The sequence below is a fragment of the Pseudosporangium ferrugineum genome, assembly GCF_003002065.1.
Taxonomy (GTDB): domain Bacteria; phylum Actinomycetota; class Actinomycetes; order Mycobacteriales; family Micromonosporaceae; genus Actinoplanes; species Actinoplanes ferrugineus_A.
Genome location: NZ_PVZG01000038.1, coordinates 15,988 through 34,929, shown reverse-complemented (window position 1 = coordinate 34,929; position 18,942 = coordinate 15,988). Strand labels below are relative to the sequence as shown.

16 protein-coding genes and 2 tRNA genes are annotated in these 18,942 nt (G+C 70.4%); 7 read left to right on the top strand and 11 right to left on the bottom strand.

All coding sequences use genetic code 11. The features are described 5' to 3' along the window. Positions 1-426: 426 nt before the first annotated feature. The 4 genes from CLV70_RS36980 to CLV70_RS36965 all read right to left on the bottom strand — a co-directional run bounded on the left by CLV70_RS36980 (position 427) and on the right by CLV70_RS36965 (position 3,473). A complete protein-coding gene (locus tag CLV70_RS36980) occupies positions 427-1,182 on the bottom strand; it encodes a class I SAM-dependent methyltransferase (RefSeq protein ID WP_106131279.1) in 756 nt (251 codons plus the stop codon). Positions 1,183-1,846: 664 nt separating this feature from the next. Then, the gene (locus tag CLV70_RS36975) at positions 1,847-2,773 is read right to left on the bottom strand and encodes an NYN domain-containing protein (RefSeq protein ID WP_211304038.1); all 927 of its coding nucleotides are present in this window, start codon (positions 2,771-2,773) and stop codon (positions 1,847-1,849) included. A gap of 500 nt (positions 2,774-3,273) precedes the next feature. Then, positions 3,274-3,346 (bottom strand) — tRNA-Arg (locus CLV70_RS36970). Between the two features lie 36 nt (positions 3,347-3,382). Beyond that, positions 3,383-3,473 (bottom strand) — tRNA-Ser (locus CLV70_RS36965). A gap of 357 nt (positions 3,474-3,830) precedes the next feature. On the opposite strand from CLV70_RS36965, the gene CLV70_RS39425 reads away from it, so the two are divergent. Then, the gene (locus tag CLV70_RS39425) at positions 3,831-5,108 is read left to right on the top strand and encodes a hypothetical protein (RefSeq protein ID WP_146164310.1); all 1,278 of its coding nucleotides are present in this window, start codon (positions 3,831-3,833) and stop codon (positions 5,106-5,108) included. Positions 5,109-5,276: 168 nt separating this feature from the next. Beyond that, positions 5,277-6,389, top strand: coding sequence for a globin domain-containing protein (locus tag CLV70_RS36955; protein WP_106131277.1), 1,113 nt, complete (start codon positions 5,277-5,279; stop codon positions 6,387-6,389). 3 nt (positions 6,390-6,392) lie between these two features. Here CLV70_RS36955 and CLV70_RS36950 read toward each other — a convergent pair whose 3' ends face one another. Beyond that, positions 6,393-7,979, bottom strand: coding sequence for a peptide deformylase (locus tag CLV70_RS36950; RefSeq protein ID WP_106131276.1), 1,587 nt, complete (start codon positions 7,977-7,979; stop codon positions 6,393-6,395). Positions 7,980-8,383: 404 nt separating this feature from the next. Between CLV70_RS36950 and CLV70_RS36945 the strand changes: the two genes are divergently transcribed. Next, positions 8,384-9,106 carry an IucA/IucC family C-terminal-domain containing protein gene (locus tag CLV70_RS36945; protein ID WP_106131283.1) on the top strand — a complete coding sequence of 241 codons (723 nt, stop codon included), beginning with the start codon at positions 8,384-8,386 and terminating at the stop codon, positions 9,104-9,106. A 2-nt stretch (positions 9,107-9,108) separates the two neighbouring features. Here the strand turns inward: CLV70_RS36945 and CLV70_RS36940 are convergent, their stop codons facing one another. Then, positions 9,109-11,085 carry a DUF6311 domain-containing protein gene (locus tag CLV70_RS36940; protein ID WP_106131275.1) on the bottom strand — a complete coding sequence of 659 codons (1,977 nt, stop codon included), beginning with the start codon at positions 11,083-11,085 and terminating at the stop codon, positions 9,109-9,111. A 265-nt stretch (positions 11,086-11,350) separates the two neighbouring features. Between CLV70_RS36940 and CLV70_RS36935 the strand changes: the two genes are divergently transcribed. After that, positions 11,351-12,064: a class I SAM-dependent methyltransferase gene (locus CLV70_RS36935; RefSeq protein ID WP_106131274.1), complete on the top strand. Its 714-nt coding sequence runs from the start codon at positions 11,351-11,353 to the stop codon at positions 12,062-12,064. Positions 12,065-12,125: 61 nt separating this feature from the next. Here CLV70_RS36935 and CLV70_RS36930 read toward each other — a convergent pair whose 3' ends face one another. From CLV70_RS36930 to CLV70_RS41565, 4 genes are all read right to left on the bottom strand, one after another. Continuing rightward, positions 12,126-12,656, bottom strand: coding sequence for a YbhB/YbcL family Raf kinase inhibitor-like protein (locus CLV70_RS36930; RefSeq protein ID WP_106131273.1), 531 nt, complete (start codon positions 12,654-12,656; stop codon positions 12,126-12,128). A 285-nt stretch (positions 12,657-12,941) separates the two neighbouring features. Further along, positions 12,942-13,481 (bottom strand): PilW family protein, encoded by a 540-nt coding sequence (locus CLV70_RS36925; RefSeq protein ID WP_106131272.1) that lies wholly within the window; start codon positions 13,479-13,481, stop codon positions 12,942-12,944. Positions 13,482-13,520: 39 nt separating this feature from the next. Next, positions 13,521-14,162, bottom strand: coding sequence for a GNAT family N-acetyltransferase (locus CLV70_RS36920; protein ID WP_106131271.1), 642 nt, complete (start codon positions 14,160-14,162; stop codon positions 13,521-13,523). A 42-nt stretch (positions 14,163-14,204) separates the two neighbouring features. Continuing rightward, on the bottom strand, positions 14,205-14,912 hold the full coding sequence (locus CLV70_RS41565; RefSeq protein ID WP_245908750.1) for a C40 family peptidase: 708 nt from the start codon (positions 14,910-14,912) through the stop codon (positions 14,205-14,207). Between the two features lie 622 nt (positions 14,913-15,534). On the opposite strand from CLV70_RS41565, the gene CLV70_RS36905 reads away from it, so the two are divergent. Continuing rightward, positions 15,535-16,629: an acyl-CoA dehydrogenase family protein gene (locus CLV70_RS36905; protein WP_106131269.1), complete on the top strand. Its 1,095-nt coding sequence runs from the start codon at positions 15,535-15,537 to the stop codon at positions 16,627-16,629. A gap of 314 nt (positions 16,630-16,943) precedes the next feature. Here the strand turns inward: CLV70_RS36905 and CLV70_RS36900 are convergent, their stop codons facing one another. After that, positions 16,944-17,477, bottom strand: coding sequence for an NADPH-dependent FMN reductase (locus CLV70_RS36900; RefSeq protein ID WP_106131268.1), 534 nt, complete (start codon positions 17,475-17,477; stop codon positions 16,944-16,946). A 57-nt stretch (positions 17,478-17,534) separates the two neighbouring features. On the opposite strand from CLV70_RS36900, the gene soxR reads away from it, so the two are divergent. Together soxR and CLV70_RS36890 are read left to right on the top strand one after the other, a co-directional pair. Next, the gene (gene soxR / locus CLV70_RS36895; RefSeq protein WP_106131267.1) at positions 17,535-17,966 is read left to right on the top strand and encodes a redox-sensitive transcriptional activator SoxR; all 432 of its coding nucleotides are present in this window, start codon (positions 17,535-17,537) and stop codon (positions 17,964-17,966) included. 114 nt (positions 17,967-18,080) lie between these two features. Then, positions 18,081-18,776: a hypothetical protein gene (locus tag CLV70_RS36890; protein WP_106131266.1), complete on the top strand. Its 696-nt coding sequence runs from the start codon at positions 18,081-18,083 to the stop codon at positions 18,774-18,776. Positions 18,777-18,942 lie beyond the last annotated feature (166 nt).

The window sequence follows — 18,942 nt, the reverse complement described above, 5'->3', positions numbered from 1 at the left end:
GCCATCCGCAACGCCGCGATCGGCGCGTTACGCGCCGCCGGGATCACCAACATCGCCGCCGGAACCCGCCATCACGCCCGCGACAGCACCCGCCCGCTCGCCCTGCTCGGAATCACCTGACGACTTTGCCGGGGCCCTGCACGCTGCACGGAGAAAACAGCCACCAGTGGAACGGCTGCGCGGTGAGAGGGAGACACCGGGACGACGGATGAACATGGGGCCCGGTCATGAGCCGGTGGCTGTCACCTCACCCCGAAAGGCGCCCGAATCCGGGTCCGGCCACCGGCGGTCGGCGACGAGCCGAAGTCGACCCCGCACCCATCGACCCGTCAACCCTGGGACCAGAAAGAATGTAGATAAAACATCCTGAATGGAACCGTCACGATACGTCGCAGACAGTCCACCAGATGCTGGCGACCCGCGCACTCAGGTCTTGGTCCCGCAGGCCAGCAGATGAATCGACGCCTCAGCCATGGCCGTCTCCGCGACCCGCGCGATCTCAAGGGCATCACCGTTGAGCGCGGGATCCCGGCGAGCCCACGCCCCGACCGGACCTTCCACGCCGACGACCTGCACCTGGCGTAGCCCTGCGGCCTGCAGTTCCGTTTCGAGTTCCCGCACGTCATGCAGGTACGCCGCGTCGTCCCAGGCGTCCCCACCAACGACTCGGCCATCGCGCATCGTCGCCATGGTGTGCTCGTGCCAGGCCGGGTCACCCAGATGGCCCGCAGCCGCGCGGACCAACACTCGCCCCCAACGCGACAACGCCGCCACCACGGCGACCCCTCCCGGGCGTAGCACCCGCACCGCTTCCGTCAGCGCCGACGCGCGGTCCGTAGCATCCGGCAGGTGATACAACGGCCCCAGCAGCAACACGACATCGGCCGTCACATCCCCGACCGGCAGCCGCCTGGCATCGCCCACCAGGGCCGGCACGCCACGCGCCGCGGCCTGGTCCACATGCTTCGGGACCAGGTCGTACAACGTGACATCGTAGCCGTGGTCGAGTAGATGCCGGGCTTGCCTGCCCGGGCCGCCGCCGACATCGATCACCGTGGCAGGCGGGGACGGAAGCCATCGCGTCAGTAACTCACACGTGCGCAGCCACTCGACCTGGTTACGGTCGAGGCTCATCCGAACGTCCTCATCACCGACGGTATAGATTCCCACTACGTTGCCCATAGCGTGGAGTGTCCGGGGACAGCATGGCCGGCAACAACGGGATTTCGCCGATCACCCAGCCGGTCGGAGACTCGCACCGAACCCGGCCGCATCGGAGCCATGACGACAGGCACCCCGTGCGACTCGCGTCGCCCCAACGTGGTGCTCACCCCGCGGGGCCGGTCTTTACCCGGCGTTCGGTCTGACAGGAACGTCACGTGCCACGACGCCGAGGCCAGCCGCCAGATGCCCGGACGGTCGCGGAGACTGCCGCCGAGCAGAACAAAGCCGCAACCAGAAGTTCTGCAACCTCGCGATGATCGAATCAGAAGAGAACCCATACCGACGGCTGCGAGGGCAGAGATGACGGACACCAGCGAGACGTGCCGGCACGCGAAGACACCGGGACACCCCCACGCGCAAGGCACCCTGCCGATGGCTCGGATCCTGACCGACCCCGCCATCGAGGAATGGATCCAACAACTAGCCGCCTCCGCCCCTCCGATGACCGAGGACCAACGATCTCGCCTGTCACGGCTCCTGCGCCTCAACCGGACCAGAACAGACCGCCCGGCCGCACCACCTTGTTGACGACCTCGACGAATCGTTCGCCGTGGTCGAGATCCCGGCATAGACATCGCAGGTGAATCAGTTACGCCCCTGCCGCCGAGACACGGGCTTCTATCTAGACCTGGTCGTACTGCTCCCAGAACCGCGCCCGAAGCCGTTGCCTGACGGCTTCACTCAAATCGTCTTCACCGAGGCGGTCCGACAGGTCAGTCAGTAAGGCTTTGTCGATGTCGCGGGGAATCGATGGTTTCCCGGCGGTGAGTTCCGCCAGCGCCTCCGGCGTGGCGGAGCTACGGAACGTCGTCAGGACGTTGGTGACGACCGAGCCGATCTGTTCGGAAAGGTCAACAGGCTCCGCATGATCCGCTGTGCCCACCGCCGGCATGCGGGAGGCCCCTCGGGACGCGGGCGCGGACGACGGCCCCGGCGCTTCCCGCGCGGTGAAGCCCGTCGACGGGGCCTTGACACGCAGGGGCCCGCCCTGCGACACCGTCACCGTTGATGGCACCGCCGAGAGTGACTTCACCTTCGTCACGGCCTGGTCGATGGCGTCCGAAAATATGATCTTGAGGCCGTCGGCCGCCCGGATCAGGTGCCGGCTGATGCCGTGGGGCCGGTCCTGCGCGTTGGGGACGGCGAGCAGGATGACTTGCACCCCGTGGACCTGGGCCTCCTCGACGGCCTCGGTCAGATCATCGTCTCCCGAGATGAGGATGAAGACGTCCGCAACTCCGTTGCGGGCGTGCGTCACGAGGTCGAGCCCGATGCGCAGGTCGACACCTTTCTGCTGGCTGTCCACGCCGAATCGGCCGAGCCGCAGCTTGACGTTGGGCAGTTCCCCGATGAACTGCTGCGGGCCGTCGGGTACGCCCTCTCGCGCAGAGTCGTACCAGTGCACGCGCAGCATCGGAAGTTCTGACAACGCCTCTGCCTGCTGGACGAGCGCGTCGATCAGTGACTCGTAGTCGACCTGAATCCCGTTCCGCAGCGACGTCCCCGTCACCCGGACGGCTGAGGCGCTGAGCAGGTAGCCGACGTCCACGTACAAGGAGCATTTGGGCCTCACGACCCACAGGATGCCACCCGGTGCCGCAACGATCGAGGTAGCGGTTCTATCGGTGAGCGATCAGGCCCAAGATGCGCTCCTACGATGGGCGCCCCAGACGGTGCGACCCTGGTTGTGCGCCGTCAGCCTCGTCAGCCCGGCAGGGCGCGGCACCAGACAGGAATCCTCGTACCCGCCGGCTTGCCCCGGGCTTCCGTAACCACAGCGCTACCAATTCCCAGTACGGCGGCAGCATTCGCCTCTCGTCGTGGTAACTGAAAGTAGTGGAACCCGGCGGTGGTAAGCCGGTGACAGCCGCTGCGTCGCGCTCGCAAAGACACAGCTCAACAGCCGAATCCACTATGGACAGAACAGCTCAACGACACGCGATCACCATCCGATCACCACGCTCCCAACAGGTGGGATTTTCAGGGCCGAAAATGGGAAACAAAAAGGCCGTGACCCCTGTTTCCGCAGGTCACGGCCTTGATCTTTTGTGCGCCCGAAGGGACTCGAACCCCTAACCTTCTGATCCGTAGTCAGATGCTCTATCCATTGAGCTACGGGCGCTCGGTGCTTTGCCAGCATACACACCGGCCCAACACGCGGAGACTCCGGGATTCGAACCCGGGAGGGGGTATAAGCCCCCAACCGCATTAGCAGTGCGGCGCCATAGACCAGACTAGGCGAAGTCTCCTCGGCGGCTTCAGGCCACCGATCGTCGAGGATACCGGACCGCCCGAGGGCGCGGCAAAGAGGTTCCCCCCTGCGCGCCGCGGGCGGAAATCGATCGACCCACCGGCTTCCGGCGGGTGAAACCGTCGCGGCCAGGCTAGGCTGCGTCGGCATGGAGGAGAAGCAGCCGCCGTCGCGTCGTCCGCGGGCGCCCCGTCCGGCGTTCAGCACGTCTGAACAGCCGGAATCCTCCTCGTCGCCGGGTCGTCGGCCGCCGAGGACGCCGCCTCCGGTCACCTTCCGGCCGCCGGCTGGGGACAAGGCTCAGGACTCTTCGGGTACGGGCACACGACCCCCGGAAGCAGAACAGTCCACCCAAGTGAACGGCTCCCCCGAGGCGCCCCGGAAGCGCACCCCTGCCAAGAAGGCCCCGGCGAAGAAGGCAGGCCCCGCCGACGCCGGCCCGACCGTGACGAAGGCAACTCCGGCGAAGAAGGCGCCCGCCAAGAAGGCCGCGCCTGCCGACAAGATCACCCCTGCCGGCAAGGCCGCACCCGCCGAGAAGGCCACGCCTGCCAAGAAGGTCACACCTGCCGGGAAGGCCGCGCCCGCGAAGAGGACCGCGCCGCTGAAGAAGGCGGTCAAGGCGGCAGCCGCCGAGCTGGCCGTGACCGAGCCCGACGCCACTACCGTCCCGGACGCCCCGCCCGCCACCCCGGAGGAGGCCGCGGCCGCACAGCCCGAGGGCGACATCAGCGCCCCGGCTGCCCGGCCTCCGGCTACGGCCCCGGAGCAGCCGGAGGCCGTCAACCCCGTGTCACCGACCCTCCCGCCCCCGCCACGGACATCGACGGACACCGAGTCCGTCACCCCCGCCGCGACCGCGCAGCCCCGAGGAAAAACCGACCCCCAGCCCGCCGAGCAAGCCAAGCCCACCGAGCCCACCGAGCCCACCGAGCAAGCCCAGCCCGCCGCGCCTACCGAGCACGCCGTGCAGCGGAGCAGTGCCGATGCCGTGGAGCCGCAGCAGACGATCGTCGCCGCCGCCCGGTTCGAGGCCTGGGCTCGCCTGGTCGCCGATCCCGCGCACTCCCCCGAGCTGCTCGCGGTCGCCGCCGTGCAGACCATCGGGCCGCGGGCCGCCGCGTGGGCGCAGCGGACGCGGGAGGTCTACCCCTCCGCCACGCCCGACGCCCTCGCGCGGCTGGCGGTGCAGCAGTTCACCCGGTTCGGCAGTGTGAACAGTGTCTTCGCCGCGGTGGCCGGCTCGTACGCTCCGATCGCCCTGCTCGGTGCCGCCGCCCTGACCCACGCGGAGCTGGCGCTGCACGTTGCCGCCGCCTACGGGGTGGACCCGGCGGATCCGGCGCGCGCCGTCGATCTGCTGGTCCTGACCCGGGTGCATCCGGAGCGGGACGACGCCGAGGCGGCGCTGCGGTCCGCCCGCGATCACAGCTACGAGGGTGGCGGCCTGCCCGATGCCGCGTGGCGGATGGGCCGGATGGTCGCGGCGCAGGCCGGGGGCTGGGCGGTGCTGCGTACCGTGAACCGGTTCTTCCCCGGGACGAGCATGCTCGCCGCCGTGCTGACCAGCCGGGCCGCCGCCCACACGATGGGCGCGCGGGCGACTCTCTACTACCGGACCGCCACACGCTGACCTCGGGGACCGCGAAGAGTGGCTTCGCGGCGTACCCCGATCGGGCAGCCCATCCCCACGCACACCCGGACCTTCCGGGCAAGCGACGCGCCGACTGTCGGCAATTGTGCGGTCTAAGTCGCACCTTCGGTGCGATGCGTAACCTTTTCCCCTGCTCACGCTAGGGGCATGGGAGACCTCGCACGTTTGCTCAAGGAGAGCTGGAGCCTCGTCGAGGAGCACCAGGACAAGGTCGCCGGCTACTTCTACGCGCGCATCTTCCTGTCATACCCGGACCTGCGGGATCTCTTTCCGGTTCACATGGACGTGCAGCGGGCCCGGCTGCTCGGCGCCATCGTCACCGCGGTGCAGACGCTGGAGGATCCGGAGAAGTTCGACGACTATCTCCGGGCCCTCGGGCGTGACCACCGCAAGTTCCACGTGGAACCGGAGCACTACGAGGTGGTCGGGGGCGCTTTGATCGAGGCGATGCGGCAGTTCGCCGGGGAGCAGTGGGGGGTCGAATACGACCAGGCCTGGGCGGACGCGTACGCGGTCATCGCCTCGAAGATGCTGGCCGGCGCCGATGCGGACACGAACCCGCCGTACTGGTACGCCGAAGTGGTCGCGCACGAGCGCCGCGCCAACGACATCGCCGTGTTCACCGTGCTGCCGATGCAGCCGCTGGAGTTCCGCGCGGGCCAGTACCTGAGCCTGGAGTGCCCGCGGTTCCAGCCGAGGCTCTGGCGCACGTACTCACCGGCGAACGCGCCCCGGCGCGACAACACCCTGGAGTTCCACGTACGCGCGGTCGGCGCCGGCTGGGTCTCCAGCGCCCTGGTACGCCGGCTGCAGGTCGGCGACATGATCCGGCTGGCCGCCCCGATGGGGTCGATGAACCTGGACCGCCGCTCGACCCGCGACGCGGTGTTCGTGGCGGGCGGCACCGGCCTCGCGCCGATCAAGTCGCTGCTGGAGGAGCTGACCCGCTACAACCGGACGCGCTGGGTGCACGTCTTCTTCGGGGCCCGCACCAGGGACGACCTGTACGACCTGGCCGAGCTGAACCGCCTCGCCGCGCGCTACCCGTGGCTGTCGGTGGTCACGGCGTGCAGCGAGGACCCGACGTTCCCGGGGGAGCAGGGCGACATCTCCGACGTCGTCGCCCGGTACGGCCCCTGGAACGAGCACGACTTCTTCGTGTCGGGCTCCGGCGCGATGGTCAAGGCGACCCTGAAGACCCTGGCCGAGCTTCAGGTCCCGTCGATCCGCGTCAAGTACGACAGCTTCTCCGAGATGTAGGGCTCAGTAGCTCCACGGCCGGCCGGTCTGGCCGTACTCCTCGACCGGCACGAGGGCGGCCTCCGGGGCCATCCGGTCCACGTACAGCCGGCCCTCGAGGTGGTCGATCTCGTGGCTGACCAGGCGGGCCATGGCCTGCTCGAAGGAGGTGATGACGCGGGTGCCGTCGTACCGGGCGTGTTCCACGTCGACGCGCAGCGGCCGGACGACCAGTCCCCGGTAGTCGAAGAAGGACAGGCATCCCTCGTACTGTTCGTCGGTCTCCCGGGATTCGTCGACCACGCGCGGGTTCAGCAGGATGACGGGTTCGGCGCCGCGTTCCGGTGGGCGTACGACGGCGGCGGCAACCGCCAGGCCGATCTGGGACGCGGCCAGCCCGACGCCCTTGTTGAAGTCGTGCACGGTCTCGAGCCGGTTCAGCTGGGCGCGGAGGGCGGCGACCGCCTGCCGGGCCTGCGCCTCCTCGCGGGGCAGCTGGAAGTGCCGCACCCGCTGGCGGAGCAGGTCGGCGCCGCGCTGCACGATGCCGATGCCGCGCATCCGCTGGCTGGCGCGCAGTTCGTACCCGTTGGAGGCGATGGCCGGCGCCTGCTCGGCCTGCGGCACGGAGGACGCCGTCCGCTGGCGGGGGACACCCTCGTCGCCGGTGTGCGGGGCGGTCTGGCCGCGGAACCGCCACTCGAGGCGGTACCGGGCGTTGAGCAGGGGCGCGTCGGTGGACCACTCGAACACCGCGCGCCGGTCGTCGTTGTGACGTTCGAGCGGCGTACGGACGGGTACCTCAGCGGCAAGGGACGTCTCCACACCCCACACCTGCGGTTCGAACTCGACCGGGAAGTCGAGCCGTACGGTGAGGTTGCGGGTGGGCAGGCGCACGGCCCGCTGGAACCAGTGCCCCCACTTCTCCTCGCCGACCGTGTAGGCGTATTCGATCGTCGTCCGCTCGCCCGGGTAGAGGGGGAACTGGCCGTGGTCGTTGGCGAAGAGCAGCCAGACCTCCTTGGCCGCGTCGCGGTCGAGCTTGAGCCGCCAGTGCATCGGCTCCGCGGCCTCGCCCTCGCCGGCGACCGCGTGCAGGTCCATCTCATCGAAGCTGAGCGGGTGCGACCGGTGGTGCTGGTTGGAGCCGGCCGGGTCGTGCGGGTAGCGGTCCACCGAGATCTTGACCAGGTACCGGGTCACCGGTTCGACGCCGGCGTTGTAGAGCGCCCGCCGGATCCGGCACCGGTACGCCCCCTGGGTGTACGTGAGCTCGGCGACCTCCTGCTCGACGATGAGCCCGGTCCCGGGCGGCATCCACTGGGCCGGCACCGGCGGGTCCCGGTGCAGCGTGGCGCCGCGGGCGTGCCGCAGTTCGTCGTACTCCTGGAAGCGCTGCCAGATCTGGCCGCCCGCGGCCAGGACCGCCTCCGCGCGCCGGGCGAAGTCCTCGGTGGGCTTGTGCCGGCGTCCCTCGACGTGGCTGACGTAGGACGGATCGAAGCCCATCCGGGCGGCAAGCTGCTTTTTCGTCATGCCGCGCTCGACCCGCCACTGCGCGAGCGCCGCCACGAACAGGTCGGCGGCCCTCTCGACAGGCGAGGTGGTCATCACGGATGTCCCCTTTGCGACAGGAGTTTCAGTGTCCACGTCCTCGGGCGTCCGCATGGGGCTTGTAGCGCGTTGCCGACAGATACCTTGACGAATCCGGCAACGCCGCAACGATCTGTTAGGTCACCCTTGCCGGGGGTATTCGTCCGAAGAACACCTGTCCGGGGCCGCATTACCGCGGCTTTACACGGGATGGTTAGGTTAGCCTTTGCAAGGTACGGTGGGTCCTCCTGAAGGGCCGCACCCCCACGGGCGACAGGCGAGGTGACAGCGGTGATCCAGCGGAGTCTCTGCTCCCTCCCGGCCGGCGGCCGCCCGTGACCACCGCCCTCGACCGGGCCGTCGCCGGCCGCCCGGCCTTCGCCGAGCAGCCGCTCGCCCCGGTCACCGCGACCCTGCGCGCCATGTTCGGCACCTCCACCGAGCTGCCGGGTCTGGCTCCCGACCTTCTGGTACGCGACACGTCCGGCTGGAGGCCGTCGTCCGAGCTCACCGGCGATGCGCTGGACGTGCTGCTCGAGTCCTCGAAGCGGCGCTGGCAGGCTCAGCCGCACGCGGCGGCGGCGCTGGCGTGGAAGGCGTACACGTATTGGCTGGCTCTTCCGGCGGTGCTGGGGTGGGCCTCCGCGCGGCGCGTGCCGCTGCTGACCGGCGCCGACGTGCTGATCCACTTCGACGATCCGCGGCCGCTGGTGACCCTGGGCCTGCACCCGGACGTCACCGTGGCGGTGCTCCCCTCGGACCCGCTGGCCCTGAGCGGCCTGCCGGGCGTGCGGGTGGTGCCGAGCGAGGCGGCCCTGCTGGAGGAACTGCGCCGGTCCCTGCTCGACGAGCACCTCGAGCCCCTGCTCGACGCCATCCACGGCAAGGTACGCCTCGGCAAGCGCACGCTGCTGGGCTCGCTGGCCTCCGGCGTCGCGTACGGCGTGCTGCGCTCGGCGGACGTCCTGCCCGGCTCCTCGGCGGAGAACATCGGCGTCCTGCTGGGCACCCTCGGGGTCGAGGACCTGATCGAGCTGGTGCCCGACCGCGCCGGCAAGCTGGACGTGCAGCGCAAGACCTGCTGCCTGGCCTTCACGCTGCCGAAGCCCAAGGTGTGCATGGGCTGCTGCATCCAGCAGCACTGAACCTAGCTCAGCGTCGCCTTCGGGTCGTCGACCAGCTTCCGGACGTCCCACACCCAGGCGCCGCCGGTCCAGGTCGGCTGGTAGCCCAGCAGCGCGGTCATCACCCGGAGCAGCTCGATGTCGCGCTCCTGCGGGGTCAGCACCACGACCCCCGCCTTCCAGTAGCGCAGGTCGGCCAGCGTCATCTCGCGCCGGGTCTCGGTGATCTCCGGGGTCGGGTTGCCCTGCTTGATCGAGCTCATCAGCCCGCTCGTCGGCCGCCACGGCGGCGCGAACAGCGCCGTACGGTCGCTCGGGTCGAGCGGGTTGCGGTTGGGCAGCAGGGCGTACGCGCTGGCGATCCGCATCTCCTGCCCGGTGAAGGCGCTCCACCGCAGCGGGTCGGGGAAGGTCGCGTCCGCCGGGGGCAGGGAGACCAGCGTGTGGTTCTCGTCGACGTACTGCCGCCAGGCGCCTGACGTGACGAACTCGGGCACCGGGTCCATGTGCGTCGTCTGCAGCGGGGTGGGCGCGAGCGGGACCAGCGCCATCGCCACCGCGGTGATCATCGCGACCCGCACCGGGCCGCGCGCCGACGGCTGCGCCTTCATCAGGTCGGAGGCCTTCTGGCAGCCGATCGCCAGCACGATGGCGACCACCGGGGCGATCGCCATGGCCCACCGCGTCGGCACGGCCGAGTTGAGCACCGGCACGCTGTGCAGCAGCGACCAGGGGCCCGGCACGCCGGTGTCGACCCCGTTGAGCCGGATGCGCGGGCCGAGCGACATGGCGCCGAACAGCAGCGCCAGGCCGGCCAGCGTGAGAACGGCGGCGCTGCGGCGCATCCACACCACCAGGCCCAGGAAGAGGATCACCAGGCCCCAGCCGAAGAACGCGTTCTGCTCGGAGGAATTCTGGGCGAGGCGGCCCGCGCTCACCTTGTTCCCGGCCACGGAGCGTTCCGCGTACGCGGTGAAGGATCCGAGATCGGCACCGAAGTGACGGACGAACTCGGGCAGGCCGTGATAGCTCTGCGGCCCGAAGAACTGCACGCTGAGCGGGTACGCCAGGAGGCTCAGCGTCACCACCGCCGTGACGCCGAGGGCGCGCAGGAAGGTCAGCACCTCGGCGCGGGCGCCGGCCCGCTTGCGCCGGACCACGGCCATGACCACGGAGAAGATGCCGACGCCCACGGCGGTCATGAAGAGGATCTCGAGGTTGATGAACGCCTGCCAGACGACCAGGCCGGCGAGGATCAGCCCGTTGCGGACCGCGCGGCCCGGCTTCCGCAGCTCGAGGGTCCGCCAGATGATCAGCGGCACGAGGAACTGGGAGACGATGTTGGGGTGGCCGTTGGCGTGCGAGTTCATGCTCGGCGCGAAGGTGGCGAAGAGCGCGCCGACCCAGGCGGCCAGCCGCGAGCTCACGAACTGGCGGGACAGCACCAGATACCACGAGATGCCGGTGAACGCCAACGCGAGAGTGAGAAACGCGTTGAACGCCACATGCGGACCGAACAGCACAGTGACGGGCGTCATCGGCAGGGAAACGGCCATCACCGAGGTGTTGGCCATCATGTTCACCCCATCGGGGTAATTCATGCGATCGGAGAAGAACGGATAAACGCCATCCGTGATCACACGTGCACCGTGCGCCAGCATCCACTCAAAGAATGCTTGATCCTGTTGATCGTCGCGCAACTCATGATCAAGATTGAGCCACAACGGCGATGTGATGAAGAGCGCTACCGCAATGAAGGTGGTAATCGCGAGCACGTCTCGCCTGGTGAGAGAACGCCACCAGCGAGGCCGCCGGGCCTGCGCGGGCGCGCTCCCATCCCCCGTGCCATCTGCGGGTATGACAGAGACCGGCGCGGCGGCAACCTCGGATTCGAGGGCCAGCAGCTCCGCGTCCAGGTCTTCGGCGGCGGCCTCACCGTCCGGTGGCAGAACGTTCCCGCCACGTGACTGGCCTGTCGAGTCAATACCCGTAATCGTCATAGCATCGGCGAGCCTAACGGAGGTTGGTAACAGTGTTGTGACGGGCGGGCGAGGCGTGATCGACCCGATATGTACGCCCGTTTTACCGTCTCCTCACGCCGGTGGTGCATGATGGGTAAGGATCGGGGGTACCCCGGGGGCAATGTCTCAATCAGGCAAAAATAGAGCGGTCACCCCCCGCTCAACTTTCGGTTGAGCGCAGCGGATGCTTAACTCTTCCGGTCCCGCTGTCAGCTCGGATCGGCAAGACGAGGGAACCTTACTTATGGCAGACATCACTGGAGACCAGCGGATCCAGTCCGAAGTGCTCGAAGGCCTCGCCACGGCCGTGAACCACCGTCAGTGGTTCGTCGAGCTCGCTCTCCCCTACCTGGGGGAGAACCCGATCGAGATCGGCAGCGGCCTCGGCGACTACGCCCTGGCCTGGTCGGAGCACGTTCCGCGCTTCACCGCCACCGAGGCCGACCCGGACCGGCTGGTGCAGCTCAAGGAGCGGCTCGCCGACCACCCGAGCATCGACGTGCGGCAGATGCTGCTCCCCGCGGCCGACGCCTCGGGCGAGTTCAGCGCGGCCGTCTCCTACAACGTGCTCGAGCACATCGAGGACCACGTCGGCGCCCTGCGCAGCATGGCGGAGCTGGTCCGCCCGGGCGGCCGGATCATCCTGATCGTGCCGGCGTTCATGTTCGCGATGAGCCAGGTCGACATCGCGACCGGGCACATCCGCCGCTACACCAAGAAGACGATGCGGGCCGCGATGACCGAGGCGGGCCTGACCATCGAGAAGCTGCACTACGCGAACGCGCTCGGCCTGATCGGCTACTACACCGCGACGAGCATCTTCAAGCTGGCCCCCAAGGAGGGGCCGATGGTGAAGATCTACGACAGCGTCGTGCTGCCGGTCACCAAGGCCGCCGAGAAGATCGTCAAGCCGCCGTTCGGCCAGTCGGTCTTCGTCGTCGCGAAGGTTCCCGGCTGATCCACGCAACGACAAGCCCGCCAGGCCACCGGCCCGGCGGGCTTTTTCGTGCGCGTACGCCTCAGCCCTTGACCTGGTAGGTCGGGCGGATCGTGGCCCGGGCCAGGGTGTGGAACGCCAGGTTGAAGCCGACGTACGCGGGCGTCGCGTCGGCGCCGACCTCCAGCCGGTCCACGTCGAGCGCGTGCACGGCGAAGACGTACCGGTGCGGGCGGTCACCCGGCGGCGGGGCGGCGCCGCCGTAGCCGGCCTCGCCGTAGTCGCTCCGGATGCTGAAGGCGCCCTCCGGCAGCGGGTCGACGCCGCGCGGAAGCTCGGTGACCGAGACCGGCAGGTTGACGACCACCCAGTGCCAGAAGCCGCTGCCGGTCGGGGCGTCCGGGTCGAAGCAGGTCACCACGAAGCCGCGGGTCTCGGCGGGGTAGCCGGACCAGGCGAGCTGCGGGGACAGGTTCTTGCCGCCGACGCTGGTGTGCGCGTACAGCTCGTCGAGCGGCTGGCCGTCGGCCAGGTCCGTGCTGGTCACCGTGAAGGAGGGGACCGGCGGCAGGATGTCGTACGGATCCGGTGCTTCGGGGCGCTCCAGGCTCATGATGCTGTCCTCCCAGCTGTGCGGACTCCGCGGTCCAGACTGCCCGTATGAGCCCAAAGTAACCGGGTGAGATGTCGCACACCTCTCCGGCCCGCTAAGTCCCGCCGCCGGATTTCCGGGAAACGCACAGGTGGTGCGCGGTGCCGGGGTTGACCGGGGCGATAGTCGTGTCAGACATCCGACCGGGTGCGTGCGGCAGAGATCCCCGCGCCCGGTGGTGATCGGTCGCTCAGCGCAGCCGCGGCCAGCGAGTCGGCACCTGTCCCCGCGGACAGGTGCCGACTGCTACGGCGTACGGCCGGCCGCGCAGTAGTCGTTACCGCTGGTGCGATCGGTGTTCAGTGCGGTGAACGTGGCCTCGTTGGCCGACGCACCCTGGCTCAGGGTGATCCGCAGCCGCTGATGCCCGAACACGTCGTCCGGCGGCAGGTAGGTGAACGGCAGCTCGGTGGTGATCCCGTACGCGAGCGGGCGCCACGGCGAAGGGTTGATCGGGCTCTCGCCGTACGCCCAGGTCCGCTGGGAGAGCACGCCGCCGGTGACCCGCAGCTGGAGGCACTGCTCGCTGGTGCCCTGCACGGCCAGGAAGTCGACGGTGGCGGCGCCGGCCGCGGTGGTGTCGGCGATGCCGCGGGCGTACCGGACCTCGCGGTCGAGGCGCTGGAACACGAGCCCGGCCTGGGCCTGCGCGGCCGACTGCGAGTCGACGTCCTCCGCGGTGCGGTACATGGACAGCAGGCTGGACGTGCAGACGGCGGTCACGATCATCATGACGGTCATCGAGAAGATCAGGTCGACGAGGGTGAAGCCCGCATCGTCCTCCATGTCACCCTGATCGGCGGCCGGGTGCGGGATCCGAGGGAACTACCCGCCGAAGAGCGGCAGGCACGGCTCCAGACCGGTGATCTCCACCTCGGTGGTGCGCGCCGCGGCCCAGGCCGCCCGGTCCAGCACGAGGCGACGGCCGGTGACCCGCTTGCCGCGTACGGTGTGCCACTCCACCCCGTTGTCGGTGTAGCCCAGCTTGCGCGAGACGGCGTACGAGGCGGCGTTGTCCTCGAACGCCTCCGTGGTGGCGTACTCCGCGCCGAGGCCGGCGAAGGCGAGGTGCAGCACCGCCGCGCGCATCTCCGTGCCGTAGCCCCGGCCCTGGTGGGGCAACCCCAGCCAGGAACCGGTGCCGACCACCCGCGACGTGGCGAAGTTCCGGGCGCCGACCTCCTGCGTACCGATGACCTGCCCGTCGGCCACCACCACCAGCTGCAACGTCCAGTCCTGGGGCGACCACCGGCCCCACTGCGTCCACTGCCACTGGATCGTGTTGCGCGCCCGCTCCTCGGGCGTGGTGTCGGTCCACGTCACCACGAACGGCATCACCGCGGGGTCGTGCACCCCGGCCGCCGCCACGTCACCGAGGCGGGCCAGGTCGTCGAGGTCGGGCAGGCGCAGTTCGAGCCGCGGCGTGCGCAGCCGCAGCCCGAACAGGGGCCAGTGGTCGGCGATCATGCCCGGCAGTCTGGCCCGCGCGCCGCCCGATCGCGACCGAATTCAGAACCGCTCGATGTGCAGGCCGGCGTACATCCTGCGGTACACCACCCCGGTACGCGGGTTGCCGGCGTCGATCATCATGCCCCCGCCCATGTAGATGCCCACGTGGCCGGACCCGACGACCAGGTCACCGGGGCGCGCCGCGGCGCGGGACACGACGCGGGCCCGGGCCGCCTGCCCACCCGACGAGTGCGGGAGGCGGAGGCCGATGAGGGCGTATGCGCGCTTGGTGAAGCCGGAGCAGTCGAACGAGGACGGGCCCTCGCCGCCGCGGGCGTAGCGCTTGCCGACCTGCGACCGGGCGAACGCCAGGACCGACTCCATGCGGGCGGGCACCCGGCGGACGATTCTCGGAGCCACCTGACGGGCGCGGGCCTCGCGGACGCGGGCCTGGCGCGCACGGACCTGACGCGCACGGACCTGCGCGGCCCGTACGGTGGCGGCCCGGCGCTGGGCGGCGGCGGCGCGCTCGGCGGCGAGGCTCCGCTCCGCCGCGGCCATGCGCTCGGCGATGATCCGGGCCTCCTCGTCGTGGCGGGACTCCTCGGCCCGCCGTACGGCCAGCGACGCCGCCGTGGCGACCCGGGTGGGTGAGCGCCGGACCGCGGCCCGGGACGCGACCCGGTCAGCGGTGCGTGCCTCGAGGATCGGCGCGGCCGCCTCGGCGGCTGCGATCACCGGGGAGGTCGAGGCTTCGGCGGGGGACACAGGTTCGAGGACCGGTGCGCTCACGGCCAGCGCGAGAGCGCCGGCGGCCAGCACGCGGCCGGTGGACGGTCGGGACAGCAGAGCCTCCGAACTCGGCCCGGGGCACTCACGCGAATCCCATTCGGGCACGGCGCGACTGCCGCCGCACCGGCTGTCATCCGTCGAGCGGCGACAATGGGAACCCGGGCATATTTAGCAATTCCGCCGACCATGCCAACACACATTCGCGACCCTGTTCGGCAGAACCGGGAAAATTAATCCCGGCCGCGTGACCAGCGACGTCGAGAGGAGACGCCCTCTCGCCAGTTCCTCAGCACCGATCAGGCGGGGTCCCGCCACGCTGCACGACGCCGGAGTCTTCGTCTTCACGGCACCGCTCCACCCTCGTCCGCGCCGGCCTGTGCGCCGAGGCGGCCTTCCAGCTTCCACGCCGCCTGCGGCAGCACCCCCGCCGGCTGATCCGCGTGCTCGCCGGGCTGACGCCGGACGAGCCGGAGGTCGCCCTCGAGCTGCTGATCGCGCCTGCCGCCCGGCCCGGACCACTGTGGACGGCGGGCTGCGGAGGTCGCCGGCACCGGGTCGGAGCGCGCCTGCCTGCGGCGCGTCCGCGATACTCGGCGGCATGAGTCTCCCCCTGCTCGATGACGTCCGTGCCCTGTCCCCCGCGATCCGGGAGCTGGCGCCCCTGATCGAGCAGGACCGGGGCGTACCGCCGGCGCTCATCGAACAGCTCGCCGAGCTCGGGATCTTCCGGCTCGCGGCGCCGAAGGAACTCGGCGGCCTGGAGGCGGATCCGGCGTCCCTGGTGGAGATCTTCGAGGAACTGGGCCATGCGGACGGCTCCACCGGCTGGTGCGCGATGATCGCCGGCGCGACGTCGATGGCGCTGGCCTATCTGGACCCGGCCACCGCGGCGGACCTACTGCGCGACCCCCGGTTCCTGATCGCCGGCGTGGCCGCACCGATGGGCCGGGCGACCCCGGCGGACGGCGGCTACCGGGTGAGCGGGCGGTGGTCCTTCGCGAGCGCCTGCCACCACGCGACGGCACTGGTCGGGGGCGTGGTCACGCCCGCGGGCGTACGCCTCGCGGTGCTGGATCCGGCCGACGTCGCCATCCTCGACACGTGGGAGGTCGCCGGGCTGCGCGGCACCGGAAGTCACGACTTCACCGCCGACGACGTGCTCGTCCCCGCCGGCCGCACCTTTTCCCTGGCCGAACCGCCCCACCACGACGGGCCCCTGTACGCGTTCCCGGCCCTGTCGCTCCTCGCGCTCGGGATCGGCGCGGTGGCCCTGGGCATCGCGCGGGCGGCCATCGGGGACTTCGGGGCGCTCGCCCGCACCAAGCGCAATCCGGTGACCGGGGAGACGATCTCGACCAGGCCCGCCGTACGCGCGGCCGTCGCGGAAGCCACCGCCCTGCACGGCTCGGGCCTCGCCTACCTGCTCGCCTCGGTACGCGCCACCGGCTCGGACGCACGCCGCCGGGCCGCCCTGCGCCTCGCCATCTCCACCGCCACCCGCAACGCGGCCCGGGCGGTCGACCTCGTCTACCACGCGGCCGGCGGCTCCGCGGTCTACGACGCCAGCCCCCTGCAACGCCACTTCCGCGACGTCCACGTGGCCACCCAGCACGCCATGGTCTCGAGCGACGTCACCGAGACGGCCGGCGCGGTCCTCCTCGGCGACACCACCGTGCCGACCGCCCGCCTCTGATCACGGCCTTCTCGGGCGTGGTCATCGGCCCGCGGCAAGTCCGACACGGGCCCGGCACGGGCCCGGCACGGTCCGCCTGGACCCCCGCGGCCCGGCCGGCCGGCTCCGGCCAACGGTCACCGGCCCACATCCCACGGCCCGCATCCCACGACCCGCATCCCGCGACCACCGGCCCACGGCCACCGGCCCACGGCCACCGACCCGGGCCTGCGGCTCGGGCCCCGCGGCTCGAGCCCGCGGCTCCAGGCCCGCGGCTCCAGGCCTACTCGCCCGGCGCTCGACCCCACCGCGCCGACCGGTTACCGGCTATCGGCTCATTGACCCGGGTAGGGCCGGATTTCGCGGGCGTCCCTCAGCGTGTGGCCCCACCACGCCAGCCGGCCGAGCATCTGTTGCGCCGCGACGCCGCTGCCGGGATCGACGGGCCGGCCGTCCGCGCCGAAGCACTGCCGGCCGCCGTGGAAGCTCACCGTGTCACGCACGGTGACTGCATGGAGTTCCGCGAAGACGGTACGCAGGTGCTCCACGGCGCGGAGACCGCCCGAGAGTCCGCCGTACGCGACGAAGGCAATGGGTTTGGCCTGCCATTCGGTGTAGTGATCGTCGATCGTGGACTTGAGCGGCGCGGGATAGCTGTGGTTGTACTCGGGGGTGACGACCACGAAGGCGTCGGCCGCACCGAGCTGCTTCGTCACGGTCCCGGAGCTGTCGGTGAGGTCGACGATCTCGGCGGTCAGGTCGGCGCGGCGGGCGATCTCGGCGGCCGTCCACGCGGCGACGGTGGGCCCGAACCGGCCCTCCCGCGTGCTTCCGACGATGACAGCGGTACGAAGCGGAGTGACATCCATGCCGGCGACGCTAGAACCCCAACTAATGTTGAGGTCAAGGCGACGAGAGGTGACGCGATGGACCTCACTGTGGGGCAGCTGGCCGCGCGCGGCGGCGTGACGGTATCGGCGCTGCACTTCTTCGAGCGCCAGGGCCTGATCACCAGTACGCGCACCGCCGGCAACCAGCGCCGCTACCGCCGGGACGCGCTGCGCCGGGTCGCGTTCATCCGGATCGCCCAGCGGGTCGGCATCCCGCTCAAGGAGGTCGCCGCGGTCCTGGCCCTGCTGCCGGAGAACCGCACCCCGACCCGCGAGGACTGGGCCCGGGTCTCGCAGTGCTGGCAGGAGGAGCTCGACCGCCGGATGCGCCACCTCGAGCAACTGCGCCACGACTTCACCGGCTGCGTCGGCTGCGGCTGCATGTCCATCGACCGCTGCCCGCTGATCAATCCGGACGACGCACTGGGCCGAACCGGCGCCGGCCCCCGCCGCTTGATCGGCGACTGACACCGTTCGGACGAACCGGACTTAGTGGACTTTCCACCGCATTGTCGGCGGCTCGGAACGAAAGTGCGAGTATTTAGGGCGCTAGGTCCGAAAAACCCGAAAGGCCCCCTTCTCATGCGTCGCACCTCGTCCCTGCTTCTCGCCTTCCTCACCGCGACCGTCGCGCTCGTCGCCGGCTCCGGAACGGTCGCGCACGCGGCCCAGGCAACGGTCAAAATGACCTTCAACGCCGCCCCGGAACCCGTCGTCAAGGGCGCCACCGTCACCCTGAGCGGCCGGGTGTGGGTCGGCGCCACCGGGAACCGCGCCAAGGTCAGCTTCTACTTCCGCAAGTCGGGTACGGCGGCCTTCACGTACAAGGGCTTCACGACCGCCACCAACGCGGGCAACTTCACCCGCCGCTACGTCGCCGACACCACCGGCACGTGGAAGGCGGTCTTCGCCGGCACCGCGGCCCGCAAGAACGCGGCCCGCCTCGACGCCGTCCAGGTCGTCCAGCGCCGCTCCAAGGAGATCGCCACCTGGTCGGGGGATTCGGTCAGCTGGGTGAGCCCGACCGTCAAGGTCCCGACCGAGGACTTCAAGGCGATCGTGACCTGGGACTGCGCCGACCCGGAGTCCGCTTCCCTCTACCTGACCTGGGAAGGCAAGACCAACGGCTACGAGTACGTCGGCGCCGAGAAGCAGTCGGGCACGCTGACCCTGAACGGCCACGAGGGCGCCCGCTTCGGCTTCTTCAACATCAGCACGGCCTCGAACTGCACCTGGAAGCTCCGCGTCTTCTCCGGCATCACCACCGTCCAGGTCTGACCGCAACACCGGCTGGGCGGCCCCCGAGCCGCCCAGCCACCCCGCTTTCCTCGGGGCAGGCCAACCCCGCCGGCAACGCGGTCAGCACCCCCGCCGGCGACGCATTCAGCACCCCCGCACACCCGCCGCCCGGCCGCGCCCCCGACCGTCCCGTCGTCGGCCCGGA